This window comes from Paludibacterium paludis (genome assembly GCF_018802605.1).
Classification (GTDB): Bacteria; Pseudomonadota; Gammaproteobacteria; order Burkholderiales; family Chromobacteriaceae; genus Paludibacterium; species Paludibacterium paludis.
Map to the genome: position 1 here is coordinate 3608959 of NZ_CP069161.1, position 25778 is coordinate 3634736.

Sequence of the window (25778 nt, forward strand, 5' to 3'; positions counted from 1 at the left end):
CCCCGACGAAAAACGGCCCCGCCGGCGGAATGCCGGCGAAGCCGTCAGGCAATGGAAGGGAGGCGGGGATCAGAACAACGCTTCATCCATCGCCATGACCGACTGCCCGCCCTCGACGATCGCCGCCGCCAGCCCGCCGGCCTGCGGCAACAAATGCTCGGCGTAAAAACGCGCCGTCGCGAGTTTGGCCTGGCGAAAATCGTCGTCGACCTCGCCGTCTTTCGCCATTTTCTCCACCGCCAGCACGGCGCGAGCCATCTGCCATCCACCCAGCACAATCCCCATCAGCTTGAGGAACGGCACCGATCCGGCGGCGGGCAGCGCCGGGCTCACCGCGAAATGTTCCAGAATGTAGGCCACGCACCGTTCGGCTTCGGCCGCGGCGGTCTTCAGGTTGCCGGAGAAAAGCGACAGGTCTTCCAGACCGCCCAGGCGTTCGGCCGTTCCACGCACTTCCTCGAGCAAACGGCGGGCCGTTTCACCGTTCTCGGCGGCGGTCTTGCGTCCGATCAGATCCAGAGCCTGGATACCCGTTGTGCCTTCATAAATGGCGGTGATACGGGCATCGCGCATATATTGGGCCACGCCGGTTTCCTCGATGAACCCCATGCCGCCATGCACCTGCACCGCGAGCGACGTGATCTCGTTGGCCTGCTCGGTATTCCAGCCTTTGACCACGGGGATCAGGAAATTGACCATGGCCTGGCTGGCCGCCCGTTCCGCCGGATTCGGATGAGCCGAGGCCCGGTCGAGCGCCGACGCCGTGTAAAACGCCAAAGCCCGCTGCGCTTCGATCTGCGCGCGCATGGTCATCAGCATGCGGCGAATGTCCGGGTGGCGGATGATCGGCACGCCCGCCGCGTCGGGAGAACCGATGGCGCGGCTTTGCACGCGCTCGCGGGCATACTCCACCGCCTTTTGATAGGCACGCTCGGAAACCGCCATGCCTTCGACGCCGACACCGAGACGGGCATGATTCATCATGGTGAACATATAGGCGAGGCCTTTATTGGCTTCCCCCACCAGGTAGCCGATGGCACCGCCGTTATCGCCAAAACTCATGACGGCGGTCGGACTGCCGTGGATGCCCAGCTTGTGTTCGATGGACACGCAACGCACGTCGTTGCGCGCGCCCAGCGAACCATCGCCGTTCACCAGAAATTTCGGAACGATGAACAGCGAGATGCCTTTCACCCCGGCCGGCGCATCCGGCAGACGAGCCAGCACCAGGTGCACGATATTGTCGGCCATGTCGTGCTCACCCCAGGTGATGAAGATTTTCTGGCCGGAGATAAGGTAGGAGCCGTCCTCCTGCGGAACCGCGCGGCTGCGGACCTGGGCCAGATCCGAACCGGCCTGTGGCTCGGTCAGATTCATCGTACCGGTCCATTCGCCGGTCGACATGCGCGGCAAGTAGCATTGCTTGAGTTCGTCCGACGCATGGTGATGGATCGCCTCGATCGCTCCCAGGGTCAGCATCGGGGCAAGCGAGAACGACAAATTGGCCGAACACCACATTTCCTCGGCGGCGATGGCCACCAGCGCGGGAAGCCCCTGCCCGCCGAAATCCGCCGGCGCGCGCAGCCCCACCCAACCAGCGTCGACATATTGCCGCCACGCCTCCTTGAATCCCTCCGGAGCGGTCACTTCGCCATCCTTCCAGACCGAACCCTTGTCGCCCTGGCGATTGATCGGCGCCAGCACGCCCTCGGCGAAGCGGGCGCCCTCTTCCAGGATCGCGTCCACCAGATCCACGGAACACTCTTCGTATCCGGGCAAGGCGCAGACGGATGGCAGGTCGGCCAATTCGTTCAGGACAAAGCGGATATCTTTGATCGGTGCGTTGTAAATCATGCGTTTCTCCTTATTCGCTCAATCGTAATGTAAAAACCGGCCCGGCGGTTCGCGAACGGACGGCCCGCCGGCGAAACGCTCCCGTTTCGCGCAAGGCGCCTCCCGGCGAACCGGCCAAGGCCGGTTTGGTATTTCTATGGCCGTCGTATTATTTCGACAGTTCCGCGATCAGTTCGGGCACGACGGCGAACAGGTCGCCGACGATGCCGTAGTCCGCCACCTGAAAAATCGGCGCTTCCTCATCCTTGTTGATCGCCACGATCACCTTGGAGTCCTTCATCCCGGCCAGGTGCTGAATGGCGCCGGAGATGCCCACCGCCACGTACAGTTGCGGCGCGACCACCTTGCCGGTCTGGCCGACCTGGTAATCGTTGGGAGCGTAGCCGGCATCCACGGCGGCGCGCGAGGCCCCGACCGCGGCGCCCAGTCTGTCGGCCAGCGGCTCGATCACGGACTTGAACTGCTCTTCCGAACCCAGTGCGCGGCCACCGGACACGATGATGCCGGCCGAACCCAGTTCCGGGCGATCGGAGACGGTCAGTTCGCGGGACACGAACGAGGATTTGCCGGAAGCGGCGCCGGCATCGATCGTTTCCACCTGGGCCGAACCGCCTTCGCCGACGGCTTCGAACGCGGTGGTGCGCACGGTAATCACCTTGACCGGATCGGAGGACTCCACCGTCGCCATCACGTTGCCGGCATACACCGGGTGCACGAAGACGGACGGCGATTCGATGGCGACGATATCGGAGATCTGCGCGACATCCAGCAGGGCGGCCACGCGCGGCAACACGTTCTTGCCGAAGGTCGAGGCCGGCGCCAGCACATGGCTCGCGCCGGCGGCCAGACGAACGACGAGCGGCGCCAGATTTTCGGCGAGGCCGTCGGCCAGATGAGGCGCATCGGCGTGCAGCACGCGGGCCACACCGGCCAGGCGCGCCGCTTGCTGCGCGGCGGCACCCGCTCCGTGCCCGGCCACCAGCACATGGATCTCGCCACCGAGGCGGGCGGCCGCGGCGACGGTGTTCAGCGTGCCGGCTTTCAGACTCTGGTTGTCGTGTTCGGCGATAACGAGAATGGTCATGTCACAGCACCTTTGCTTCATTTTTCAGACGGGCCACCAGTTCGGCTGCGTTGGCCACTTTGATACCGGCGGAACGCTTGGCCGGCTCCGCCACCTTTAGGGTCTTCAGACGCGGAGCGATATCGACGCCCAGATCCGCGGCGGACAGTTTTTCCAGAGGTTTTTTCTTGGCGGCCATGATATTCGGCAGCTTGACGTAGCGCGGCTCGTTCAGGCGAAGATCGGCCGTGACCACGGCCGGCAGCGCCAGCTTGACGGTTTCCAGGCCTCCATCGATTTCGCGCGTCACCAAGAGGGTTCCCTCTTCGACCGCGACCTTGGAAGCGAACGTGCCTTGCGGCCAGTCAAGCAGGGCGGACAGCATCTGACCGGTCTGGTTCGCATCGTCGTCGATGGCCTGCTTGCCGAGGATCATGAGATCGGGATTTTCACGCACGGCCACCTCGCGCAGCAGTTTGGCCACGGCCAGCGGCTGCAATTCGGCATCGGTTTCCACCAGGATGGCGCGATCGGCGCCCATGGCCAGCGCGGTGCGCAAAGTTTCCTCGCACTGCTTGACGCCCAGGGACACAGCCACGATTTCGCTCACCTTGCCCGCCTCTTTCAGACGCACGGCCTCTTCCACCGCGATTTCGTCAAAGGGGTTCATGGACATTTTCACATTGGCGATGTCGACGTCGGAACCGTCGGCCTTCACGCGTACTTTCACGTTGTAATCCACAACGCGTTTCACAGCGACTAGAACTTTCATATTCCTCCAGCACACTTCATCTGGGTTATCAAGAATCCTGCTTAGCCACGTTCCTCGCCCGGGGCTCGGGCCTATCCCGGGGTCATTATGCCCCAAACTTATTTCAAACAAGCGTTTGGTTGGCATTCCGACTGTGGTGCGTCGCGTAAATGCAACTACTCAGCGATAGTACGTTATTTCCGGGCAATTTGCCTACACTACAATCCGTGTACAATGCACCGCAGCATTCTAACGTCATGCAAAGGGAGACACCATGGCCACGGTTTACTTTGAAGACATCAAGATCGGCGACGTTGCCGAGTACGGCAAGACCATCACGGAAGCGGACGTCCTGCTGTTCTCTGCCGTCAGCGGCGACAACAATCCTGTGCACCTGAATCAGGTCTACGCCGAGCAAAGCGCGTTCAAGACGCGCATCGCTCACGGCATGCTGACCGCGAGCCTGATTTCCACCGTGGTCGGCACCCGCCTGCCGGGCGAGGGCACGATCTATCTGTCCCAGTCGACACGATTCAAGGCGCCGGTTCAACTGGGCGACACGGTCGTGGCGCGCGCCACCGTCGTCGAGCTGATTCCGGAGAAGAAACGGGTCCGCTTCGCCACGCAATGCACGGTCGGGGACAAAGTGGTGCTCGAAGGCGAGTCGCTGGTGCTGGCGCCGTCCCGCGCTTAACCCGCGCTGTCCCGGCGCGGCGCCACTCCGTGCCGGGACAATGCCCAGACAACATGCTCGCGAACCAGCGGCGAGGGGTCGTCAAGACGCGCCGTCAGGGCGGCGATCACCGCCTCCGTGGTGGGCGCATTGCCCAGTCCGACCGCCAGGTTGCGCAGCCAGCGCTCATGGCCGATCCGGTAGATGGCGCTACCCGCCATGCGCTCGGCGAAGGTCGGAGCATCCCAGCTAAACGCCTCGGTCAGCTCGATATCATCGAGGCCGTGGCGCACCGAGAAATCGCTCTCCGTACCGGGGACCGCGAAGCGGTTCCAGGGACAGAACAACTGGCAGTCATCGCAACCGTACACCCGGTTTCCGATCAGCGGCCGCAAGTCTTCGGGAATGCTCCCGTCCAGCTCGATGGTAAGGTAGGAAATACACCGGCGGGCATCCACTTTGCCCTCCGCGACGATGGCGCCGGTCGGACAGACATCCAGGCAGCGCGTACAACTTCCGCAATGCCCTTCCACCGCGGGATCCTCCGGCAACGGCAAATCGGTGAACAGCTCGCCGAGAAAGAACAGCGAACCCGCTTCACGCGTCAACAGCAGTGTGTGCTTGCCGCGCCACCCGAGGCCCGACTGGGCGGCCAGCGCCACCTCGGCCACCGGCGCGCTGTCGGTGAAGACCCTGTGACCGAACGGCCCGATATGCGAAGCGATGCGCTCGGCCAGCTTCTGCAGCCGCTGCCGGATGACCTTATGGTAGTCACGCCCCAGCGCATAGCGCGATATGTACGCGCGCGCGCCATCCCCCAGAAGGCTCTTGGCATCGCGCGCCTCCTGCGGCCAATACGGCATGCGCAAGGTCAGCACGGACAGGGTGCCCGGCACCAGTTCGGCCGGGCGGACCCGCAGCAGTCCGTGCCGCTGCATGTAGTGCATTTGCCCGTGGCATCCTTCGGCCAACCAGTTTTGCAGATGACGCGTCGCCTCCTCGGGCAACTCGGGACGGGTCACGCGCGCATCCTGAAAACCGAGCTCACGCGCCCAAACCTTGATTTGCCGCGCCAATTCGGGATAATCCGGAGTTTGATAGGATTTGTCAGTCATGCCGATGAATGATACCAATAGTGTTTCGGGCGTTCTGGCCGACGAAGCGGCGACGCTGGAATTGGGAGGCCGGCTGGCCCGCGCGTCGGGGCCGGGTCTCGTCGTGCACCTTCTGGGCGACCTGGGGGCCGGCAAGACCACCTTCAGCCGCGGCTTCCTGCAAGGCCTTGGCCACCACGGCAGGGTGAAAAGCCCCACATATACGCTGGTGGAAAGCTATCCGCTGGCTGATTTTACCGTACATCATTTCGATCTTTACCGCTTTGCCGATCCCGAGGAATGGGACGACGCGGGTTTCCGGGACCTGTTCGGCCCCGATGCGACCTGCCTCGTGGAGTGGCCCGACAAGGCCGGCGGGCTGTTGCCAGCCGCCGACATCGTGCTGGAACTTGTTCCCGCAGGGAATAGTCGGACCTACCGATTGCAAGCCATTACCTTAGCAGGTCAACAATGTCTGAACCGTCTTTCGACCCCGCGCGCCGACGCGTCCTGAACCTCGCCGCCGCCTCGTTTCTCCTCAGCGTGAGCCGGGTCGGATTCGCCGCCTCCGCGGCGAAAATCGTCGCCGTGCGCATCTGGCCCTCCTCCACCTACACCCGCATCACACTGGAATCCAGCGAATCACTGCGCTACAAGCAGTTCTCCCTGGCCAATCCGAACCGACTGGTGATCGATATCGAAGGGGTGCAGCTGAACGGAATCCTCAAGGATATCAGCTCACAGATCACCGCCGCCGATCCGTTCATCAAAACAGCGCGCGCGGGACAGAACACCCCCGATACCGTGCGTCTTGTCCTGGAGCTCAAATCCGACGTCAAGCCCCAACTGTTCACGCTCGCCCCGGTCGCCGAGTTCAAGAATCGTCTTGTCGTCGACCTGTATCCGACCAATCAGCAGGATGATCCACTCCTGAGCCTGCTGGAAGACTACAACAAGGGCAAGCTGGAGCAGCCCGAACTGAAGACCCGCCCCAAGAACAGCCAGGATATCGGCCGTCCCATTCTGGTCATGCTCGACCCCGGTCACGGAGGCGAGGATCCCGGCGCGATCGGTCCGTCAGGAACCCGGGAGAAGGACGTGGTCCTGAAAATCGGCCGCGAACTCAAGCGTCTGATCGATGCGGAACCGGGCATGAAGGCCTATATGACGCGCGACGAGGATGTGTTCATTCCGCTGGGCGTGCGTGTCGCCAAAGCCAGAAAGCTCAACGCGGATCTGTTCATTTCGATTCACGCCGACGCCTTCCTGAACCCGAGCGCGCGCGGCACTTCGGTATTCGCGCTGTCGGAGAAAGGCGCCACCAGCACCGCGGCGCGTTATCTCGCCAAAACCCAGAACGAGGCCGACCTGATCGGCGGGGTGAAACTCAATGCGCGCGATCCTTATCTTGCCCATACCCTGTTCGACCTGACCCAGACGGCCACGATCACCGACAGTTTACGCCTGGGCAAACAGGTGCTCGGCAAGGTCGGCTCGCTGAACCGGCTGCACCGTGGCCAGGTCGAGCAGGCGGGATTCGCCGTGCTCAAGGCGCCGGACATTCCCTCGATTCTGGTGGAAACCGCATTCATCAGCAATCCGGACGAAGAGAAGCGTCTGATCGATCCGGACTTTCAGGGGAATATGGCGGCCGCCATCATGGCTGGCGTCAAAGGCTATTTCAAGCAGGGAGCGGCCCTGGCGGTCAGGGCCTGAGATTCAGGACTCTCGCGAACCGCTGTCCTCGCCGTCGGGCATCGTCTCGACGGCGGGCATCCGGTAAGACTCGCTGGCCCACTGGCCAAGGTCGATCATCTTGCAGCGTTCGCTGCAAAACGGCCGGTAACGGCTTTGCGGCCCCCAGGGGACCGTCGCGCCGCATCCCGGGCAGGAAACAATCAGGGCTTGTTCAGACATCGTTACCTTCAAAACTTGCAATGGGTCAGCGCGAACTCGATATCGCGCTCGGTCTGCTTCGCGCGAACCTCGCCCGTTTCCCCGCTAATGAAACGGATATTCAACGCATACTTGTTGGCGGACAGCTCGGGCAGCACATTCAGGGACTCATCGAATCCCACACGGATCAATTGCACGACCTTGCCACCCGACATTTGCTGGAACGCGCCACGGCGCGCCACGAAGTGATGGGTCTTGCCGCTGTCCCGCAACAGACGCAGCAGAATGCGCGACGCCTCGGCCGTCGGCATCAGGGGCTGAGCCCAGCGGATCAGATCCTGGCGGCGGTCTTCGGCCGGTCTTAGCTGCCACTGGTAATACGAGGGCAAATCGAATTGACAGGTTCCGCCGGGAATGCCCGCGCGCTGCCGGATGGCCATCAGCCATTCGTTTTCCCGTAAATGCTGGCCGAACTTGCCTGTCAGCGCCAACAGCCGTCCGGAAGTGGTCTCGATTTCCTCCAGAATGCCTTCCAGCGTTTCCTCGGCGACATTGGGATTGTCCCGCAAGGCTTCAAGCACCTGTTTCTGCCGCTCCAGCTCCTGAAGCAAATCGGCTTTCAAATCGGCGCGCGACGCGGTTTCCATCACTTCGAACAGGACAAGCAAAGCAGCATGATGCTCGAACGGGTTATCGCGTTCGATAAAAAAGGCCAGCCGGTCATACAGATGCTCCAGCCGGAGCAGCGTCCGTGTTCGTTCGGTGACGGGAAATTCAAAGCTGATCACAGCGCATCCGCCCTTTATTGGTGACTTGTATCAAGGCTTGACAGGGACCTTGTCAGCATTGGCAAGATAATAACGGTGTTTGGCGTCAACTTGAAGCCTCAAGTCATCAAGCGAGCCATTGTTGTCAATAATATCATCCGCAAGCGACTTTCTTGACGCTCTCGGCATCTGCGCGGCCATTATCGCGCGCACGGACTCCTCGCTCAAACCGCTGCGAGTCCTCACGCGCTCGATCTGCACGGACTCAGAGCAATCGATCAGCAGGGTACGGCTCACCAGATCGCGATAACGCTGGTTTTCGAACAGCAACGGCACCACCAGTATTGCATACTGGCCGGATTGCGCCGCCAGTTCGGCCACACTGTGAAGATAGATCATCGGATGCAAAATGCCTTCCAGGCGCGTTCGTTCGGACGGGTGGCCAAAAACCCTCGCCCTCATCGCGGCACGATTCATGGCACCCGAAGGCTCGATCACCTCATTTCCGAACGCTTCGCGAATTGGCGCGATCGCCTCCCCGCCAGGAGCAGTCAGCCGGTGAGCGATCACATCGGTATCGACCACGGGAACACCCAGGTCGGCAAAGCACGCCGCGGCCGCCGATTTGCCGGAACCGATTCCGCCGGTCAAGCCGATAACCGGAATCAAGCATTGGTCAGTAACCATACAGATACCATTGCAGAATCGCCTCGCCCCTGTACCAGGCGCACCAGCCGGCGGCGGCGAGATAAGGACCGAATGGCAGGGTTTTTCCGAACTGGTGCCGGCGCAAGGCAATCAGAATCACGCCGGCCACCGCGCCGGCCAGCGACGAAAAGAGAATGACGATAGGCAGCATGCTCCAGCCAAGCCAGGCACCCAGCGCCGCGAGCAGTTTGAAGTCGCCCGGTCCCATGCCTTCCTTGCCGGTCAGCATCCGGAATCCCCAATACACCAGCCAGAGCAGCAGGTAGCCCGCCATGGCGCCCATCACGGCATCGGAAAGCGCGACATGACCGCTCAGCAGATTGAAGAGCAAGCCGGCCCACAGCAAGGGCTGGGTCAGCGAATCGGGCAAATAGCCCGTTTCCGCGTCGATGAATGCCAGGACAATCAACATGGCGCTGAGAAAAAACCCGCCAAGCAAAAGGAAAGGGACGGTTTCGCCGGCGGCCAGCAGCACGAAAAGCCCGCCGCACAGCCCCTCCACGACGGGATAGCGCCACGCGATGCCAACCCCGCAGCTCGCGCAGCGCCCCTTGAGCAGGATGAAGCCCAACAGTGGAATGTTATGCCAAGGCTTGATCGGTGTCTTGCAGGCAGGACAGTGCGATCCGGGGAAACACACTCCGGGAGGAGGGGCATGGGGCTCTTCCTCCACGCCAAGAAATTGCAGACTGTCCCTCCTCCACGCATCCAGCATACGAAGAGGCAGGCGACTGATGACCACATTCAGAAAGCTGCCGATCAGCAGCCCAAGAACCAGGGCAATGGTGATCCGGACATTCGTCGTCGCCAGCAAGGGCGACACGTCGGTGAACGTTATCAAACAATTTTCCCCATATCGAAAATGGGCAAGTACATGGCGATCATCAAACCGCCGACCAGAACGCCCAGCACCACGATGATAAATGGCTCGATCAGACTTGAGAGTACAGCCACCGCATTATCCACTTCTTCTTCATAAAAATCGGCAATTTTGTTCAACATGTCATCAACCATACCCGCTTCTTCGCCAATGGTGGTCATCTGCAGCACCATGACGGGGAAACAGTCCGTCCGTTGCATGGACGCGCTCAGCGACGAGCCCTTGCTGACATCCTGTTGAATCATCCGCGTCGCATCGGCGAATACCTTGTTGCCCGCCGCGCCCGCCACCGACTCCAACGCTTCGACCAATGGAACACCCGCCGCGAACAGGGTCGCCAACGTCCGGCTCCAGCGGGCGACGGCCGCCTTGGTGACGATATTGCCAAGCACGGGCAGACGAAGCGTCAGTCGGTCAATGCGATCCCTGAACGCCTGGCTTCGTTGAAACAATTGGCGGATGGCGAAGGCCCCGCCGACAAGCCCCGCCGCCAACACCCAGCGCAACGCGACAAACGCATCCGAAAGAGTCATGACAAGACGGGTGGGCCCGGGCAATTCGGCCCCGAAGCTGGCGAACAGATCCTTGAAACTCGGGATGACAAAGATCAGGATGATACTCGTCACCCCCAGTCCGGCAAGCAGGACCAGCGCAGGATAGATCATCGCCGATTTGACCTTGCGCTTGAGCATCAGGGTTTTTTCCTGATAGCGGGCCAATTTGTCCAGCAAGGCCTCCAGCACACCGCCGGTTTCTCCCGCCGCCACGACATTACAGTACAACTCGTCAAAATGCCGGGGATGGCGGCGAAAGGACTCGGCGAGGGACTGCCCGGTCTCCACGTCCATGCGCACATCGAGCAACAATCGTGTCATCGATGGTTTGGACGCGCCACGAGCGGCAATATCGAACGCCTGCAACAGCGGTACACCGGCTTTCATCAGCGTCGCCAACTGCCGGGTAAAGAGCGCGATATCCTTGGGACCGATGCGATCGCCGAACGTCACGCGCCGACGGCGGATTCGCGAAACCGCGATACCCTGACGGCGTAACTGCGCTCTCGCCAGCGTCGCGCTTTCTGCGCGGGTTTCTCCGCCGACCTTCTTGCCAGCCCGATCCTTGCCTTCCCAGACCCATATCCCGCCGGACGACGGTTTGCGCGTAGCGGCGCGGCTCATGAACGACCTCCATCGCTGGTGATGGCTTCGATTTCGGCAAGGGACGTTTCGCCCTGCCGCACTTTGATCAACCCTGCCCTGCGCAGATCGATCATGCCCTCCTTGCGGGCCAGATCGGCGATTTCCACGGCATTGCCGTTGCGCATGATCAGCCGGGTCATGGCGTCGGTCATGGGCATCACTTCGAACAGTCCCACCCGTCCGCGGTAACCGGTTCCCTTGCATTCGGGACAGCCAGCCGGTCCATAGCTTTGCCAGCCACCATCCAGTTCATCCTCTGTGAATCCGGCTTCAAGCAAGGTTTCACGGGGAAGGTCCAAGGGGGTGCGGCATGATGGGCACAGCTTGCGGGCCAGCCGCTGCGCCATGATCAGCGATACGGAGCTGGCCACATTGAATGGCGCAATGCCCATATTCAAAAGACGGGTCAGGGTCGAGGGCGCATCATTGGTGTGCAAGGTGGAAAAAACCCGATGCCCCGTCTGGGCCGCCTTGATAGCGATATCCGCGGTTTCGAAATCCCGGATCTCCCCCACCATGATCACATCCGGATCCTGCCGCAAAAAAGCCCGAAGGGCGGAAGCGAAGGTCAATCCGGCCTTTTCATTGACGTTGACCTGATTCACGCCGGGCAAGTTGATTTCTACCGGATCCTCCGCGGTGGAAATATTGATGTCCGGTGTATTGAGCATGGCAAGACAGGTGTAGAGCGATACGGTTTTTCCGCTCCCGGTCGGGCCGGTAACCAGCACCATTCCCCAGGGGCGGGCCACCGCGTCCGTCAGCAGTTTTTTCTGGATCGGGTTCAAACCCAGCGCATCGATGTCCAGGGACACGGCGGCCGCATCCAGGATACGCATGACGATTTTTTCGCCGAACAGCGTGGGCAGCGTGCTCACCCGGAAATCGATGGCCCTGTCGCGCGACAGGGAAAGCTTCATCCGTCCGTCCTGAGGCAAGCGTTTCTCGGCGATATCCAGGCGCGACACCACCTTGATGCGGGAGGCGATTTTTTCCTTGAGCACCAAGGGGGGCTGGGCAACCAAGCGCAACTCGCCATCGATGCGATAGCGGACGCGGTAATATTTCTCGTAGGGCTCGAAATGGATATCTGAAGCGCCGGATTTGATGGCATCCAGCAGCAGCTTGTGGATTAAACGCACCACCGGTGCATCATCGACTTCCTGTTGAACCGTTTCTTCGGTGACATCGGAGGCTCCAAGCTCATCGAACCCACCGATTTCCGGCATACCCTGACTTTCCGCTCCCGGCGACATTCGACGGGAGAATACCCGGGCAAGCTTATCCTCTTCCACCACGACCACATCGACTGTCAGGCCGGTTTTGAAGGTAATGGCATGAAATGCCGAGGTCTGCGTCGGATCCGAGGCCGCAACGAACAGCCGGTTGCCACGCTTGAACAAAGGCAAAACCCGGCGCGACACCATCACGCTCTCGTCGATCAAGCCTTGCGGCAGACTTTCCGCCTCGATGGCACTCAGGTCGAATAACGGATAACCGAACAACGTGGCGGCGAACTCGGCGATCTCGCGCGCGGTTTTTTTGCGCGACAACACCAGTTGCTCGACAAAGCTCACCGACGACGACTCGGCCTGCCGCTGAATGTTTTCCGCTTCCTCTCGCGTCAACAACCGGCTTTGAACAAGAGCGCGGCCCAGACCCGTCACACCTTGCGATCCTTCCATGGCACCTCGGAATGCATCAAATCACAGGTTTTGACTTTACCGCAAAACCGCCCGCCCGACATTGATGCCGGTCGAATAAAAAAGCAAAAAGGGCTGCCGAGGCAGCCCCTTGTCCGAACCGGTGACAACCGGTCAGAAGTTATGGGTCAGGTGAACACCCAGGGTCTTGACGGAGGTATCCACGGCATTGGCAGCATTGCCGTTAGCCGCATTGATAGCGACACCGGTTCCCTTGTCGTATTTGGCATTACCGTAGGAAATACCAGTGCTGGTCCGCTTGGACAGAGCATAATCGACCCCCAAGACATATTGACGATACCCCGAGTTGGCAATCTTGCCCGTCACGTTGTCATGCTGGTCCCAGCCCTTGGCATAGGAAAAGCGCGGAGTGATGGCACCAAAGCTGTACGCTACAGTCAACGCAGCCTGTTTGCTCACTACTTTACGTTGAGCAGATGTCAAACCACTCACGACATAGCTGCCGTCACCGGAGAAGTCATCCAGCCAGTCGTAACCGGTGCCCTTGTTATAACCCAAAGCAACAAACAGATTATCGGCACTATACGTTGCTTCCAGACGATGAATGCTGGCAGCTTTGCGGCCATCGTCAAGTTGCGAACCGGGGTTGAACTCCTTCTGGTACGCATAGTGGACGCCAAAAGCATCATACGACCAATTCAGCCCAATGCCGAGAATGTCGGAAGCTTTCTTGGTGCCGGTCGCATCTTTCGATTTATTCTCGCCGGCGCCCCACATGATGCTTCCATCAAAGCCATAGAAGTTCGGAGAGTCATAACGGATAGCATTTTTCAGGCGATCGCCACTATTCGTAAACGTCCCGAGCCCGTTGGCACCTTTCACCCCAACTGCACTACGGTAAGCCCAAGGATCGACCAACCCCAGATCATTCAGTTGGTTGCTAAGCTTCCCCAAACGAACTTTACCGAAATCGCCCTGAAGGCCGATGAAGGTATCCCGGGTGCCCAAATTCGCAGAATCCCCGCCATCCACATAAATGCGGCTTTCGATCTGCCAGATGGCCTTCAGGCCATTCCCCAAGTCCTCCCCACCTTTGAAACCGATCAGCGAGGTGTAATCTTCAACCCGATTCTGGGATACGCCGTTGGTCACCTTGTCGTTCTGGAAGCCACCATTCAGGGTGCCGTACAGGGTAACGTCAGCCATGGCGGCAACCGGCAAGGCAGCCAGCGCCACCGCAATCAGCTTCTTGTTCATAGTTTGCATCCTTTCCATTGGTAAGTGGACCCTTCACCTATCCGGTCCCATGCAGAAGAACCATCCCGGCCTGAGCCATTTTTCATCACACGTTGTACCCCGGTGATCTCAGTCGGACTATAAATCCGCCGTTGTGGAAATACAAAAAGCAACGAGCTTCTGTATCGTAAAACATACATTTTTGTACCAAAAACGCCACAACACACTGTTTTACATAATCATTTTCTAATGCCATTAATAACAACATCAAGAACCATCGCGGATGTGGAAAAAGCTTGCCCGGCAAGCCTTTCACAGCGATGACAAAAAATTGAGAAGCACAGGAAAGGAAAGCAGGAAAGGCTAAATCGGCATTTTCGCAACAAAAGCTCCGAGAAGGGAGTGTCGTCGCCTAAAACGCAAAAAAGGGCTGCCGAAGCAGCCCTTTCATTTCTTCAGATCTGTTTAAAGCGCAGATTAGAAGTTGTGGGTCAGGTGAACACCCAGGGTCTTGTAGGTGGTGTCTACACCGCCAACAGCCAGCGAGGAACCACGGTCGAACTTGGCGTTACCATAGGAAACACCAGTGCTGGTGCGCTTGGACAGCGCGTAGTCAACACCCAGGATGTACTGACGGTAGCCCGAGTTATCGATCTTGCCATCGGTGTCATGCTGATCCCAGCCCTTCGCATAGGAGAAGCGCGGGGTGATGGCGCCGAAGCTGTAAGCCACGGTCAGAGCGGCTTGCTTGGAAACCAGCTTGCGCTGTGCATCGCCATCGTTGGAGAAAGCTTCGTTCCAGTCGTAGCCGGTACCCTTGTTGTAGCCCAGGGCCACGAACAGGTTGTTGGCGCTGTAGGTGGCTTCAACACGGTGGATGCTGGCGGTCTTGCGGCCGTCGTTCACTTGCGAACCCGGGTTGAATTCCTTCTGGTAAGCGTAGTGAACACCGAAGGTGTCATTCGACCAGTTCAGGCCCAGACCCAGGGTATCGGAAGCTTTCTTCGTGCCGGCCACGTCTTTAGCCTTGTTTTCGCCAAAGCCGTACATAATGCTGCCGTCAACGCCGTAGAAGGTCGGGGAGTCGTAGCGAACCGCGTTGTTCAGACGGTCACCGTTGGCGGTGAATACGCCCAGGCCGTTGGCACCAGTGTTGCTGTTGTATGCCCACGGGTCAACCAGGCCCAGATCATTCAGCTGGTTGCTGATGCGGCCCAGACGAACCTTACCGAAGTTGCCTTGCAGACCGATGAAGGTGTCACGGGTGCCCAGGCCATCGCTGGAGGGACGCACGTCCGAACCTTCTTTGCCGTTGGTGCCGTCCATGTGCAGACGGGTTTCAACTTGCCAGATAGCCTTCAGGCCGTTGCCCAGATCTTCGGAACCCTTGAAGCCGATCAGGGAGGTGTAGTCTTCAACGCGGTTTTGGGATTCTTTGTTGGTTACCTTGTCGTTCTGGAAACCAGCGTTCAGGGTACCGTAAATGGTAACGTCAGCCATGGCGGCTACCGGCAGAGCAGCCAGAGCTACAGCGATCAGCTTCTTGTTCATCGCTTTGGTCCTTTTCGAAGTCAGTTAACATGCCTGTTTCCCGTGCCGGCTAGCCGGTGGGATCGGGCTTTTTTTACACCACCGTTACATTCCGGTGATTTCCCGACGGACTATAAAGCGACCGTTGCAAAAATACAAAAGACAGGGGACATCCTGGATGACACAAACAGCCATTAACGCCTGAAAAATCAAGCAAATCATTGATTTATAAGAAAATAATCAAACACGAAACGTGTTGCCAATTTGCCACAAAAATCGTGCATTCAGATAAAATGTTGCAAAAACAACAACTGAAAATAACCACATATAAAACAAATTCGATTCAGAAATGAACATGGATTATGTATCCAACTTCATATGGAGGCCCTACCATGCCGACCCGCGCCCTTTGCTGGTTTCGACGCGATCTGCGCCTTGATGACCACGCGCCGCTCAGCCAAGCCCTCATCAACCATGATGAAATCCATTGTGTTTTCGTCTTTGACACCACTATCCTCGACGCACTTCCCCGCCAGGATCGGCGTGTCGAATTTATCTGGCACGCGGTCGCGGAACTGAAAGAGACCCTGCGGCAACAGGGGTCCGACCTCATCGTCGAGCATGGCGACCCGGCCACCCTGATCCCCCGTCTCGCCCATCGTCTGGGAGCGCATGCCGTATATTGCGCGGAGGATTACGAACCGGCGGCGCGTCAGCGCGACACACGGGTGGCCGAGACACTGAAACAGGCGGGCATCGCGTTTCATGCGCTCAAGGATCAGGTGATTTTCGCGAAAGACGAGATACTGACCGCCGCCGGGCGTCCGTATACGGTATTCACACCTTATAAGAATGCCTGGCTCGCCAGACTGCACCCCCGGGACTACGCCACCTGGGAGAGCAAAACCCTGGTCTCCCGCCTTGCCCGCCATGACGACACACTCGTCATGCCATCCCTGGATCAACTGGGATTCGGCGACACGGACCTGTGCACGTTGCGTCTGCCCTTGGGCACCTCAGGCGCGGAAACCTTGCTGAAGGATTTTCTGGAACGGATGGACGACTATGCGCAAACCCGGGATTTTCCCGGCATCAAGGGCGTCTCCTACCTTTCGCCCCACTTGCGCTTCGGCACCCTTTCGATACGGCGCCTGGTGAAACATGCCCTGGAACACGGTGGCGACGGCGCCTCCACCTGGCTTTCGGAGTTGATCTGGCGAGAGTTTTATCAGCAGTTGCTCTGGCACTTTCCGCATGCGGCGACAACCAGCTTCAAGCCGGAATACCGGGATCTCGCCTTCGAGAATGACACGGCGCGCTTCGAGGCATGGCGCGAAGGGGCAACGGGTTACCCCATCGTCGACGCGGCGATGCGGCAATTGAAACGCTCCGGATGGATGCACAACCGCCTGCGAATGATCGTCGCGAGTTTTCTGGTAAAGGATTTGCTGATCGATTGGCGCTGGGGGGAACGGCACTTCGCGGAACTCTTGCTGGACTTCGACCTGGCCGCCAACAATGGGGGCTGGCAGTGGGCGGCGTCCACCGGGTGCGATGCCCAGCCTTATTTCCGGATCTTCAATCCGGTCACACAGTCGGAGCGTTTCGATCCCGAAGGGCACTTCATTCGCCGTTATGTGCCAGAACTGGCAACACTCGACAAACGGGCGATCCACGCGCCCTGGAAGGCCAAGGTGCTACCGGCCGGTTTTACCCTGGGACGCGATTACCCGTTTCCGATCGTGGATCATGCGGCGCAGCGCGAAAAGGCCCTGGCCCTGTTCGGCAAAAGAGAGGGCTAACGTGAGGGCAGACGCTCGATCACGGTGGGCGGGACCTCGCGCGAAGGCCGGGCATCGCCTGCCGACACCTTGCCGCGCAGAGACTTGACAAGAGCGGGGCCGAATCCGGGAACCCTGGCCAGTTCGACTTCCCGGCGAAACGGCCCGTCGACCTCACGGGACCGAATGATTGCCCGCGCCCTTGCCTTGCCGACCCCTGGCAGCGTGCGCAATTGCGCCTCGCTCGCCGTGTTAAGGTCGATGCGCCCGGCTCCGGGGGCCGGCACTACCCAGAATAATGCGCAGCACAGCAAAAGGAACCGGAACCGCATGGCACACCTCCGCGCAATCAGGTTCGTTTGAGGATCAGCTCCAATACGATCTTGCTGCCGATATAGGCCATCATGAGCAGGACAAAACCCACCAGTGTCCAGCGAATCGCGATTCTGCCGCGCCACCCGTAGCGGGAACGTCCGAACAGAAGACCCGCGAAGGTCAGCCAGGAAATCACCCCGAACACGGTCTTGTGGGTCAGCGTCACCGGTTGTCCGAACACCGTTTCGGAAAACACCAGACCGGACAGCAAGGCCAGCGATAGCAGCACGAAGCCCACGGTCAGCACCTGAAACATCATGCGTTCCAGAGACAGAAGCGGCGGTAAATGGTTTACCAGGGGTGTTCTTCGCTTGGCATGAAGCGCGCGCTCCATCGCCAGCATCAAGATGGCCAGCAATGCGCCGATGGCGAACAGGCTGTAGGCCAGCATCGACACCAGAATATGCAGGATGAAGGCCGGATTACCCGGATCCGGAATCACGTGATGGCCCGGGAACACCAGCGAAAAACCGAGGGTCAGCACCGCAAGCGGCATCATGAAAAGCTGCAGACCGTCCACCCTGTAGAAAAAGGAAGCGGTCCAGTAAATGAGCAGCATCAGCCAGGCCACGACGGCGAGCGCCTGGCCGACGCCGATGGACAGCACGGCGCCACCGACCATCGGGCCGAGCACGGCGAAGGCATGGAAAAGCAACACCACGCCCAGCACCGCCTGCTCGCGCCGGATATTGCGCTCGGGACCTGCCGAAGCCTGACTGTAGTGGAATACATGCCAGGAAATGCCGCTGTAGGCCACCATCAGCATGAGTGTCAGTACGAACATGGGATTCGACATAAGTATTGTTTCGACGTTGACGCCGGGTGTTTGCCCGTCAGCTCGTGTAAAATAGACAGTTTGAAAGTCTACACCAACCCGCATCGCGTTGGCAGACAGTAAGGACGACTGATGCTTGATAATCTCACCACCCGCCTGTCCGGTGTCCTAAAGACGCTGCGGGGACAGGCCCGACTGACGGAAACCAACATCCAGGACGCATTGCGCGAAGTCCGCATGGCGCTGCTGGAAGCCGACGTTGCCCTGCCAGTGGTCAAGGCCCTTATCGCCCAGGTCAGGGAGCGCGCGCTGGGCCAGGAAGTCATGGGCAGCCTGACCCCGGGACAAGCCCTGATCGGCGTCGTCAACGAAGAGCTCACCAAGGTGATGGGCGAAAAGAACGACGCCCTCAACCTCGCCGCCGTCCCTCCGGCTGTCGTGCTGATGGCCGGCCTGCAGGGCGCGGGTAAAACCACCACCGTCGGCAAGCTGTCGCGCTGGCTGAAAGAAACCACCAAGAAAAAGATCCTGGTGGTTTCGGCCGACGTCTACCGACCGGCCGCCATCGAGCAGTTGAAACTGCTGGCAGCGCAGGTCGGCGTGGAGTTCTTCCCGTCGGAAGGCTCACAAAAGCCCGTGGACATCGTCAAGGCCGCGCATGACCATGCCCGTCGCCATTTCTTCGACGTCCTGATGGTCGATACCGCCGGCCGCCTGGCCATCGACGACGCCATGATGCAGGAAATCCAGGCCCTGCACGCGGCGCTCAATCCGGTCGAAACCCTGTTCGTTGTCGACGCCATGCAAGGTCAGGACGCCGTCAATACCGCCCGCGCCTTCAACGACGCCCTTCCTCTGACCGGCGTCATCCTGACCAAAATGGACGGCGACTCCCGCGGCGGCGCCGCGCTGTCGGTACGGCATGTGACCGGCAAGCCGATCAAATTCCTGGGCGTCGGCGAAAAACTCACCGGGCTCGAACCGTTCCACCCGGACCGACTTGCCAGCCGGATTCTCGGCATGGGCGACGTTCTGTCGCTGATCGAAGAAGTTCAGAAGGGCATCGACGAGGCCGAGGCCACCAAAATGGCCAAGAAGCTCAAATCCGGCAAGGGCTTCGACCTTGAGGACTTCAAGGCGCAGATGCAGCAGATGAAGAAAATGGGCGGGATGAGCAACCTCTTGGAAAAAATGCCCGGACAGATCGGCCAGATGGCCAAGGGCATCCAGGGTGCCGAAGCCGAGAAAGCCATGCGCCGCATAGAGGGCATCATCAACTCAATGACACCGGAGGAACGACGCAAGCCGGAGCTGCTGAAGGCCAGCCGCAAACGCCGCATCGCGGCAGGATCCGGCGTCACCGTCCAGGAAGTCAACAAATTGCTCGCCCAGTTCGAACAGATGCAAAAAATGATGAAGCAGTTCTCCAAAGGGGGGATGCTCAAGATGATGCGCAACATGAAAGGCATGATGCCGGGCATGTGACCGCGTGCGGGGGGGCGTCCCCCCTCGGGCGAACTCTCTAGAAACCACCGTTTGAAAGCACCACGATGAATCTGACTACGTTGACCGCCCTGAGTCCCCTGGATGGCCGCTATGCAGGCCAGGTCGAAGGCTTGCGCAACCTGTTCTCCGAATACGGCCTGATGCGCTTTCGCATCCAGGTCGAGCTCGAATGGCTGAAAATGCTGGCCGCCGAGCCCGGCATCGAAGAGGTCAAGCCGTTTTCCGAGGCGACCTTGCGCGAGATTGACGATGTGGTGGCGGGCTTCCGCGTCGAACACGCCGCCGAAGTCAAAGCCATCGAGGCGCGCACCAACCATGACGTCAAGGCCATCGAGTACTGGCTCAAGGAACGTCTGTCGGCCAATCCGGAAGTGATGGCGGCCAGCGAGTTCATTCATTTCGCCTGCACATCGGAAGACATCAACAACCTGGCGCATGCGCTGATGCTGAAGACCGCCCGCAATACGGTGCTGGTGCCCCAGCTCGAAGCGGTCATCGCCCGCCTGGCCGAATTGTCGCACGACCTGGCGGCGGTCCCGATGATGAGCCGCACCCATGGCCAACCGGCCACTCCCAGCACCATGGGCAAGGAACTGGCCAACGTGGTCTACCGCCTCAAGCGCCAGCGCGAGCAGCTTGTTCGCCAGGAAATTCTCGGCAAGATCAACGGCGCGGTCGGCAACTACAACGCCCATCTGGTCGCCTACCCGAATGTGGATTGGGAAAGCCTGTGCGGCCGCTTCGTCGCCAGCCTCGGCCTGACCTTCAATCCTTACACCATCCAGATCGAACCTCATGACTACATGGCCGAACTCTACCAGGTGATGAGCCGGATCAATACCATCCTTGTCGATCTGAACCGGGATATCTGGGGCTATATCTCCCTTGGCTATTTCAAGCAAAAGGTCAAAAAGGACGAAGTGGGCAGCTCCACGATGCCGCACAAGGTCAACCCGATCGACTTCGAAAATGCGGAAGGCAACTTCGGTCTTGCCAACGCCATCCTCGGCCACCTCGCGGAAAAACTGCCGGTCTCCCGCTGGCAGCGCGACCTGACCGACTCGACCGTGCTGCGCAATATGGGCACGGGCTTCGGTTACACGGTACTGGGGCTGACCGCCTGCCTGCGCGGCCTTGGCAAGCTGGAACTCAATCCGGCCGTGCTGGCGGCGGACCTGGACGCCACCTGGGAACTGCTCGCCGAACCGATCCAGACCGTGATGCGCCGTTATGGGGTTCCCAATCCCTACGAGCAACTCAAGGAGCTTACCCGCGGCAAGGATGGCATTACCCGTGAAACCCTGTCGGCGTTTATCAAGAGTCTGGAAATTCCCGAACAGGAAAAGACCCGTCTTCTTGAACTGACGCCAGCCGGTTACACCGGCAAGGCGGAAGAGCTCGCCCGCCGCATCTGAACCGGAGTTATCCTTTACGGGATCACCGCTTCCCGGCGGTCGATCCCCGGATCAGAAGCCGCCCGGGAAAGACCACTTTCCTGGGCGATATTCCCGCATCGGCCAAACGCTCCACCAGCAAGGACATCGCCGTCCTGCCGATATCCAGCACAGGCTGCTCGATCACGGTCAGTCCGGGCGAGACCACCTCCGTCCAGCCTTCATTGTCGAATCCCGCCAGCGCGACGCCCCCCGGCAACGCGACGCCACGCCGCCGCGCAGCCCGAAACGCGCCCAGCAGCAATTGGCCGTTGCTGGCGACAATAGCATCCGGCCGATCCGCCGAATCGAGCCAGACCCCCACCGAGTCCTCGGCCGCCGGGGCTTGCGGCAGAATGAACTTCGTCTCGCAGGGCAAGCCATGCAGCGCCATCGCCGCCGCGAAACCATCACGCCGTTCCTGGCCGGTCGTGCTGGTCTTGCCGAAAATGCCCCCGATGCGGCGATAACCCGCATCAACCAGATGATCGACCAGCATGGCCGATGCCCTGGCGTTATCCAGCAATACCGCGTCGACGCCGGTCGCAGGCCCGGCCCTGTCGATCAGCACCACGGGAAAACCCAGCGCATCCAGATCTTGGCGCGAAGCCGTGTCGCGAGTCGGCGCGAAAATCAATCCCGTCACGCGCTCCTCCTGCATCAGACGCAAGTACATGGCTTCTTTGTCGGGATTTTCATCGGTATTGCACAAAATCACCCGCCATCCCGCCTCGTAAGCCGCGTCTTCCACCGCCCGGCTCACCGATGTGAAAAAACTGTTCCGAATATCCGATACAACAAGACCGATAGTCTGGCTGCGTCGCGAGCGCAGTCGGCGCGCCGACAGGTTCGGACGATAACCGGTGATCTCGATGGCGCGCTCCACCCTGGCGCGCAACGCATCGCTGACCGGCCCCTTGCCAAGCACCCGGGAAACGGTGGCGACCGACACCCCCGCCTCGCGTGCGACTTCTTTGATACTGACAGGCATCGAGCTGTAATCCTTTTCACTTTACAGACGAAATACTCCAACAATCATCCATTTTAATCAATATCTTATCGTTGACATACCGCATGTAATCGTTTTCAATCCAATATAACAATAAGGACAGGAGACCCTGGGCATGACCTCTTTCGTGCTTTCGCCGGACACCATTGCACTCGGAACCTGCGCTGCCGACAAAACAGAAGCCATTCTTCTGGCCGGTGAATTGTTGGTCGCGGCCGGACACATCGCCCCCGACTACGTGACGAGCCTGATGGCGCGAGAAAACGTGTCCGACACCTATCTTGACCATGGCGTCGCCATTCCGCACGGCCTGACGGCGGACCGGCACCTGATCCGCCGCACTGGCATCGCCGTTCTGCAGCTTCCCGACGGCGTGGAGTGGGGAGAAAACCGGCGGGTTCGGCTGGTTATTGCCATAGCGGCCCAATCGGACGAGCACCTGAGCGTCCTGAAGCGATTGACTCGCCTCATCAACGATCCCGAACGTCTGTCCGCGCTGATCCACACGGCGGATCCCGGCCAGGTCATCGCCGCGTTGACCGGCGATGCCCCCGTCCAAACGATCGGCCAGGCTTCCGACCTCGACGCCGAATCATTCGAATGGATCCTCGACTACCCGAACGGTTTGCATGCGCGGCCAGCCAGCGAATGGGTCAAAACAGCCCGCAGGCACGCCGGCGATATCCGCGTCAGCCGCGGCAATGAAAGGGCCGACGGCAAAAGCCTGCTCTCCCTCCTGCAGCTTGGTCTGGCATGCGGTGACACCTTACGCGTAGAGGCCGGAGGAGCCGGTGCGGCCGAAGCGCTCGCCAGGCTCAGGGACGTGATGCAAAAGCTGACCCGGGAGGAATGCAGTCATGCCGTCAGCGCCCTTGCCCCTGCGATGCAGACCAGCCAGGCCTGGCGTCCTGGAGCGCGTGCCGTGATATTGCGCGGGTTGAATGCCAGTCCGGGTTTTGTCATCGCGCCACTGCTGATCAGACCGCGCCAGAGCCGCGTGATCCCCGACCAGCCCATGTCACTCGGTGACGCCGGCCGACTGCTGGACGCGGCGCTGGCCATCACCAGGGCGGAGTTGATCGCGCTTGGCGACACATCGGCGGCGCGGTTCGGCGCAGCGCAGGCAGGGATTTTCAAGGCCCAGGCGGAACTTCTGGGGGACACGGATCTGATCGGACTGTGCTGCCGGCTGATTGTCGAGGGGCACGGCCCGGCATACGCCTGGCAACAGGCCACGCACACCCTCGCCGACCGTTTGTCGTCAGTGGGAGTTCCGCTTCTTGCCGCGCGCGCGACCGATTTGCGCGACGTTTCGGAGCGCGTGCTGAGCCACCTCCTGCCGGACAGCGCTTCCCGCTCCCGATTCGACCTGCCGGAGGGGCGCTGGATACTCGTCGCCGAAGACCTGACACCCTCCGATACCGCGGAACTCGATCCGTCACGCATAGCGGGCATCGTCACCGTACATGGCGGCCCCACCTCGCACACCGCCATCCTCGCCCGCACGTTGAGCCTGCCCGCCCTCGTCGCGGCCGGCGACGCGGTCCTGGCTCTGGATAACGGCAAGGACGCCATCCTGGACGCGGCGACGGGGCGCTTGATTCTGCCGGGAGACAAGAGCGATCTGGAGTCCGCTCGCGACTGGATGGGAACCTTGAGCGAGCGGCAAGCCCGCGATGCGGACTCCCGACAACTGCCCGCCATCACCACGGACGGATGCCGTCTTGAGATCGGCGTCAATCTCAATCGCCCAGCTCAGGTCAAGGAAGCGCTGGAATTCGGCGCGGAGGGCGTCGGCCTGATGCGAACCGAATTCCTGTTCCTGGAGAGCGACCATCTGCCCGGCGAAGAAGAACAGCTTGCCACCTACTTTTCCATGCAGGATGCGCTGGACGGCCGGGAACTGATCGTGCGGCTGCTGGACATCGGCGGCGATAAACAGGTGCCTCACCTTGCCCTGCCCCGTGAAGACAACCCGTTCCTGGGAGTGAGGGGCATCCGCCTGCTGCTGCGGCGCCCGGATTTGCTCGAACCGCAACTGCGCGCGCTTTACCGGGCCGCGCTCAGCGGCCGGCCGCTTTCCATTCTTTTTCCCATGATTTCGACACTCGCCGAGGTCAACGATCTCAAAACCGAATGCGAGCGCATTCGCGGCGAACTTGGCGCGCCCCGCGTGGATCTGGGCATCATGATCGAAGTACCCGCCGCGGCCGCCATGGCCGATCAGCTCGCCGCCCATGTCGATTTTTTCTCGATCGGCACCAATGACCTGACCCAGTACGTGCTCGCCATCGATCGCCAGCATCCCGAACTGGCCGCCCAGGCTGACAGCCTGCATCCCGCTGTTCTGCGCCTGATCCGGCAAACAATCGACGGCGCGCGTCTTCACCAGCGCCGCATCGGGGTTTGTGGGGGCCTGGCCGGAGACCCGCTGGGCGCGGCCTTGCTCGCGGGGCTCGGGGTGGATGCGCTCTCGATGAGCGCCGGGGACATACCGGCTGTGAAAGCCATGCTGCGCAATCACTCCATGGAAGAGCTGCAGCGTGCGGCACTCCGTAGCTTGTCGTGTGCCGATGCCGGCGAGGTCCGACGTATCGCGGAGGAACTGGCATGAGCGCACCAGTCCTGACCATCACCCTGAATCCGGCGATAGACCAGACCGTCATTCTTCCCCAGTTGTGCGCCGGCAGCGTCAATCTGGCCGAGAGCAGCCAGTGCGCGGCCGGCGGCAAGGGAATCAATGTCGCCGCATGCCTCGCCGATCTTGGTATCCCTGTCGCGGCAGGCGGCTTTCTCGGTAAACGCAATGAAGATCTGTTCCGGGAGCTGTTCAACCTCAAGGGAATCGATGACCATTTCGTCCGGCTGGACGGCAATACCCGGACCAACCTCAAGCTGGTCAACCGGACCCGGGAAGAAACCACCGATATCAACCTGCCGGGGTTTCCCGTCCCCCGCGAAGCCATCCGCCGTCTTTACGACAGCATCGGCTCGCTGGCGCAATCCGGGCATCTTGTCGCGTTGTGCGGCAGTCTCCCTGCCGATCTTGACGCGGGAGTCTGGGCGCAGCTTGTCGCCGCCTTCAAGGCAAGACGCTGTACGGTATTGCTCGACACAAGCGGCGAAGCGCTAAAGCGCGCACTGGCCATGCCGCCTCACGACCTGCCGGACATCATCAAGCCGAACCTCAGCGAGCTCGAAGAATGGGCCGGAACGGCTCTGCCAAACACCGCCTCGTTACTCGCAGTCGCCAGGGAACTTTGCCAAACCGGCGTCGACCTGGTGGCGGTGTCACTCGGCGAAGAAGGCGCCTTGCTGGTGCGCGGTGATGAAGTACTCCACGCGCGATTGGCCGCCTCACGTGTCGCAAGCACGGTAGGAGCGGGGGACGCCATGGTCGCCGGTCTTCTTGCCGCACGGCGCGCGGGCCTCGATCTTGCCGCCAGTGCACGCCGCGCGGTGGCCGCCGCGGTCGGTAAACTCGCCCGCCTGGGGCCGCATCTTCCCGATGCGGCCACCTTGGCGGCGTTGGAGCAACGCGTTCAAATCCGGGCATTGCGATAACCGGATCACCTTACCCCGAG

Annotated in this window: 23 protein-coding genes; 8 read left to right on the plus strand and 15 right to left on the minus strand. The window is 60.5% G+C overall.

Translation table 11 applies throughout. The features are described from left to right. Nucleotides 1–69: 69 nt before the first annotated feature. The 3 genes from JNO50_RS16765 to JNO50_RS16775 form a co-directional block, all read right to left on the minus strand. The gene (locus tag JNO50_RS16765; protein ID WP_189531553.1) at nt 70–1854 is read right to left on the minus strand and encodes an acyl-CoA dehydrogenase; all 1785 of its coding nucleotides are present in this window, start codon (nt 1852–1854) and stop codon (nt 70–72) included. Nucleotides 1855–2002: 148 nt separating this feature from the next. Next, nucleotides 2003–2938, minus strand: coding sequence for an electron transfer flavoprotein subunit alpha/FixB family protein (locus JNO50_RS16770; protein ID WP_189531555.1), 936 nt, complete (start codon nt 2936–2938; stop codon nt 2003–2005). Nucleotide 2939: 1 nt separating this feature from the next. Then, on the minus strand, nt 2940–3689 hold the full coding sequence (locus JNO50_RS16775; protein WP_189531557.1) for an electron transfer flavoprotein subunit beta/FixA family protein: 750 nt from the start codon (nt 3687–3689) through the stop codon (nt 2940–2942). A 253-nt stretch (nt 3690–3942) separates the two neighbouring features. Between JNO50_RS16775 and JNO50_RS16780 the strand changes: the two genes are divergently transcribed. Continuing rightward, nucleotides 3943–4362 (plus strand): MaoC family dehydratase, encoded by a 420-nt coding sequence (locus JNO50_RS16780; RefSeq protein ID WP_189531558.1) that lies wholly within the window; start codon nt 3943–3945, stop codon nt 4360–4362. Here JNO50_RS16780 and queG read toward each other — a convergent pair. After that, nucleotides 4359–5456 carry a tRNA epoxyqueuosine(34) reductase QueG gene (gene queG / locus JNO50_RS16785; RefSeq protein ID WP_189531560.1) on the minus strand — a complete coding sequence of 366 codons (1098 nt, stop codon included), beginning with the start codon at nt 5454–5456 and terminating at the stop codon, nt 4359–4361. The genes JNO50_RS16780 and queG overlap by 4 nt on opposite strands. Before the next feature lie 4 nt (nt 5457–5460). On the opposite strand from queG, the gene tsaE reads away from it, so the two are divergent. Further along, nucleotides 5461–5949: a tRNA (adenosine(37)-N6)-threonylcarbamoyltransferase complex ATPase subunit type 1 TsaE gene (gene tsaE / locus JNO50_RS16790; protein WP_189531757.1), complete on the plus strand. Its 489-nt coding sequence runs from the start codon at nt 5461–5463 to the stop codon at nt 5947–5949. Further along, on the plus strand, nt 5907–7151 hold the full coding sequence (locus JNO50_RS16795) for an N-acetylmuramoyl-L-alanine amidase (protein ID WP_189531563.1): 1245 nt from the start codon (nt 5907–5909) through the stop codon (nt 7149–7151). Before tsaE ends, JNO50_RS16795 begins: the two co-directional genes overlap by 43 nt. 3 nt (nt 7152–7154) lie before the next feature. Here JNO50_RS16795 and yacG read toward each other — a convergent pair whose 3' ends face one another. The 8 genes from yacG to JNO50_RS16835 all read right to left on the minus strand — a co-directional run bounded on the left by yacG (nt 7155) and on the right by JNO50_RS16835 (nt 15336). Continuing rightward, nucleotides 7155–7352, minus strand: a complete 198-nt coding sequence (yacG, locus tag JNO50_RS16800; RefSeq protein WP_189531565.1) for a DNA gyrase inhibitor YacG — start codon at nt 7350–7352, stop codon at nt 7155–7157. Nucleotides 7353–7360: 8 nt separating this feature from the next. Next, the gene (gene zapD, locus JNO50_RS16805) at nt 7361–8119 is read right to left on the minus strand and encodes a cell division protein ZapD (RefSeq protein WP_189531567.1); all 759 of its coding nucleotides are present in this window, start codon (nt 8117–8119) and stop codon (nt 7361–7363) included. A 30-nt stretch (nt 8120–8149) separates the two neighbouring features. After that, nucleotides 8150–8785, minus strand: coding sequence for a dephospho-CoA kinase (gene coaE / locus JNO50_RS16810; protein ID WP_189531569.1), 636 nt, complete (start codon nt 8783–8785; stop codon nt 8150–8152). After that, nucleotides 8775–9647 (minus strand): prepilin peptidase, encoded by an 873-nt coding sequence (locus JNO50_RS16815; protein ID WP_229804493.1) that lies wholly within the window; start codon nt 9645–9647, stop codon nt 8775–8777. The genes coaE and JNO50_RS16815 overlap by 11 nt, the downstream gene beginning before the upstream one ends. Further along, nucleotides 9644–10864 (minus strand): type II secretion system F family protein, encoded by a 1221-nt coding sequence (locus JNO50_RS16820; RefSeq protein WP_189531571.1) that lies wholly within the window; start codon nt 10862–10864, stop codon nt 9644–9646. The genes JNO50_RS16815 and JNO50_RS16820 overlap by 4 nt, the downstream gene beginning before the upstream one ends. Continuing rightward, the gene (gene pilB, locus JNO50_RS16825) at nt 10861–12570 is read right to left on the minus strand and encodes a type IV-A pilus assembly ATPase PilB (protein ID WP_189531573.1); all 1710 of its coding nucleotides are present in this window, start codon (nt 12568–12570) and stop codon (nt 10861–10863) included. Before pilB ends, JNO50_RS16820 begins: the two co-directional genes overlap by 4 nt. Before the next feature lie 132 nt (nt 12571–12702). Continuing rightward, a complete protein-coding gene (locus tag JNO50_RS16830; protein ID WP_189531575.1) occupies nt 12703–13806 on the minus strand; it encodes a porin in 1104 nt (367 codons plus the stop codon). Between the two features lie 456 nt (nt 13807–14262). After that, nucleotides 14263–15336, minus strand: a complete 1074-nt coding sequence (locus tag JNO50_RS16835) for a porin (protein WP_189531577.1) — start codon at nt 15334–15336, stop codon at nt 14263–14265. A gap of 371 nt (nt 15337–15707) precedes the next feature. Here JNO50_RS16835 and JNO50_RS16840 point away from each other — a divergent pair, with 371 nt between their 5' ends. Further along, complete coding sequence (locus JNO50_RS16840; protein ID WP_189531580.1) at nt 15708–17117, plus strand: cryptochrome/photolyase family protein; 1410 nt, start codon at nt 15708–15710, stop codon at nt 17115–17117. Here the strand turns inward: JNO50_RS16840 and JNO50_RS16845 are convergent. Together JNO50_RS16845 and JNO50_RS16850 are read right to left on the minus strand one after the other, a co-directional pair. After that, the gene (locus JNO50_RS16845) at nt 17114–17428 is read right to left on the minus strand and encodes a ComEA family DNA-binding protein (RefSeq protein ID WP_189531582.1); all 315 of its coding nucleotides are present in this window, start codon (nt 17426–17428) and stop codon (nt 17114–17116) included. The two genes, JNO50_RS16840 and JNO50_RS16845, sit on opposite strands and share 4 nt — an antisense overlap. 17 nt (nt 17429–17445) lie before the next feature. Continuing rightward, a complete protein-coding gene (locus JNO50_RS16850) occupies nt 17446–18267 on the minus strand; it encodes a cytochrome C assembly family protein (protein ID WP_189531589.1) in 822 nt (273 codons plus the stop codon). 111 nt (nt 18268–18378) lie between these two features. On the opposite strand from JNO50_RS16850, the gene ffh reads away from it, so the two are divergent. Together ffh and purB are read left to right on the plus strand one after the other, a co-directional pair. Next, on the plus strand, nt 18379–19731 hold the full coding sequence (gene ffh, locus JNO50_RS16855; RefSeq protein WP_189531591.1) for a signal recognition particle protein: 1353 nt from the start codon (nt 18379–18381) through the stop codon (nt 19729–19731). Between the two features lie 65 nt (nt 19732–19796). Next, nucleotides 19797–21167 (plus strand): adenylosuccinate lyase, encoded by a 1371-nt coding sequence (gene purB / locus JNO50_RS16860; protein WP_189531593.1) that lies wholly within the window; start codon nt 19797–19799, stop codon nt 21165–21167. 22 nt (nt 21168–21189) lie between these two features. On the opposite strand, the gene JNO50_RS16865 is transcribed toward purB, so the two are convergent. Beyond that, a complete protein-coding gene (locus JNO50_RS16865; protein ID WP_189531595.1) occupies nt 21190–22176 on the minus strand; it encodes a LacI family DNA-binding transcriptional regulator in 987 nt (328 codons plus the stop codon). 133 nt (nt 22177–22309) lie between these two features. Between JNO50_RS16865 and ptsP the strand changes: the two genes are divergently transcribed. Continuing rightward, nucleotides 22310–24808, plus strand: coding sequence for a phosphoenolpyruvate--protein phosphotransferase (gene ptsP, locus JNO50_RS16870; protein ID WP_189531597.1), 2499 nt, complete (start codon nt 22310–22312; stop codon nt 24806–24808). Continuing rightward, nucleotides 24805–25758: a 1-phosphofructokinase gene (gene pfkB / locus JNO50_RS16875; RefSeq protein WP_189531599.1), complete on the plus strand. Its 954-nt coding sequence runs from the start codon at nt 24805–24807 to the stop codon at nt 25756–25758. The genes ptsP and pfkB overlap by 4 nt, the downstream gene beginning before the upstream one ends. The last annotated feature ends 20 nt before the right edge of the window (nt 25759–25778 follow it).

Coding starts and splice junctions, on each gene's coding strand:
- purB (WP_189531593.1), top strand. CDS start 19,797: ATGAATCTGACTACGTTGACCGCCCTGAGTCCCCTGGATGGCCGCTAT.
- JNO50_RS16835 (WP_189531577.1), bottom strand. CDS start 15,336: ATGAACAAGAAGCTGATCGCTGTAGCTCTGGCTGCTCTGCCGGTAGCC.
- yacG (WP_189531565.1), bottom strand. CDS start 7,352: ATGTCTGAACAAGCCCTGATTGTTTCCTGCCCGGGATGCGGCGCGACG.
- JNO50_RS16865 (WP_189531595.1), bottom strand. CDS start 22,176: ATGCCTGTCAGTATCAAAGAAGTCGCACGCGAGGCGGGGGTGTCGGTC.
- JNO50_RS16770 (WP_189531555.1), bottom strand. CDS start 2,938: ATGACCATTCTCGTTATCGCCGAACACGACAACCAGAGTCTGAAAGCC.
- JNO50_RS16840 (WP_189531580.1), top strand. CDS start 15,708: ATGCCGACCCGCGCCCTTTGCTGGTTTCGACGCGATCTGCGCCTTGAT.
- tsaE (WP_189531757.1), top strand. CDS start 5,461: ATGAATGATACCAATAGTGTTTCGGGCGTTCTGGCCGACGAAGCGGCG.
- pfkB (WP_189531599.1), top strand. CDS start 24,805: ATGAGCGCACCAGTCCTGACCATCACCCTGAATCCGGCGATAGACCAG.
- JNO50_RS16845 (WP_189531582.1), bottom strand. CDS start 17,428: ATGCGGTTCCGGTTCCTTTTGCTGTGCTGCGCATTATTCTGGGTAGTG.
- JNO50_RS16765 (WP_189531553.1), bottom strand. CDS start 1,854: ATGATTTACAACGCACCGATCAAAGATATCCGCTTTGTCCTGAACGAA.
- pilB (WP_189531573.1), bottom strand. CDS start 12,570: ATGGAAGGATCGCAAGGTGTGACGGGTCTGGGCCGCGCTCTTGTTCAA.
- ffh (WP_189531591.1), top strand. CDS start 18,379: ATGCTTGATAATCTCACCACCCGCCTGTCCGGTGTCCTAAAGACGCTG.
- JNO50_RS16795 (WP_189531563.1), top strand. CDS start 5,907: ATGTCTGAACCGTCTTTCGACCCCGCGCGCCGACGCGTCCTGAACCTC.
- JNO50_RS16780 (WP_189531558.1), top strand. CDS start 3,943: ATGGCCACGGTTTACTTTGAAGACATCAAGATCGGCGACGTTGCCGAG.
- ptsP (WP_189531597.1), top strand. CDS start 22,310: ATGACCTCTTTCGTGCTTTCGCCGGACACCATTGCACTCGGAACCTGC.
- JNO50_RS16830 (WP_189531575.1), bottom strand. CDS start 13,806: ATGAACAAGAAGCTGATTGCGGTGGCGCTGGCTGCCTTGCCGGTTGCC.
- coaE (WP_189531569.1), bottom strand. CDS start 8,785: ATGGTTACTGACCAATGCTTGATTCCGGTTATCGGCTTGACCGGCGGA.
- queG (WP_189531560.1), bottom strand. CDS start 5,456: ATGACTGACAAATCCTATCAAACTCCGGATTATCCCGAATTGGCGCGG.
- JNO50_RS16850 (WP_189531589.1), bottom strand. CDS start 18,267: ATGTCGAATCCCATGTTCGTACTGACACTCATGCTGATGGTGGCCTAC.
- JNO50_RS16820 (WP_189531571.1), bottom strand. CDS start 10,864: ATGAGCCGCGCCGCTACGCGCAAACCGTCGTCCGGCGGGATATGGGTC.
- JNO50_RS16775 (WP_189531557.1), bottom strand. CDS start 3,689: ATGAAAGTTCTAGTCGCTGTGAAACGCGTTGTGGATTACAACGTGAAA.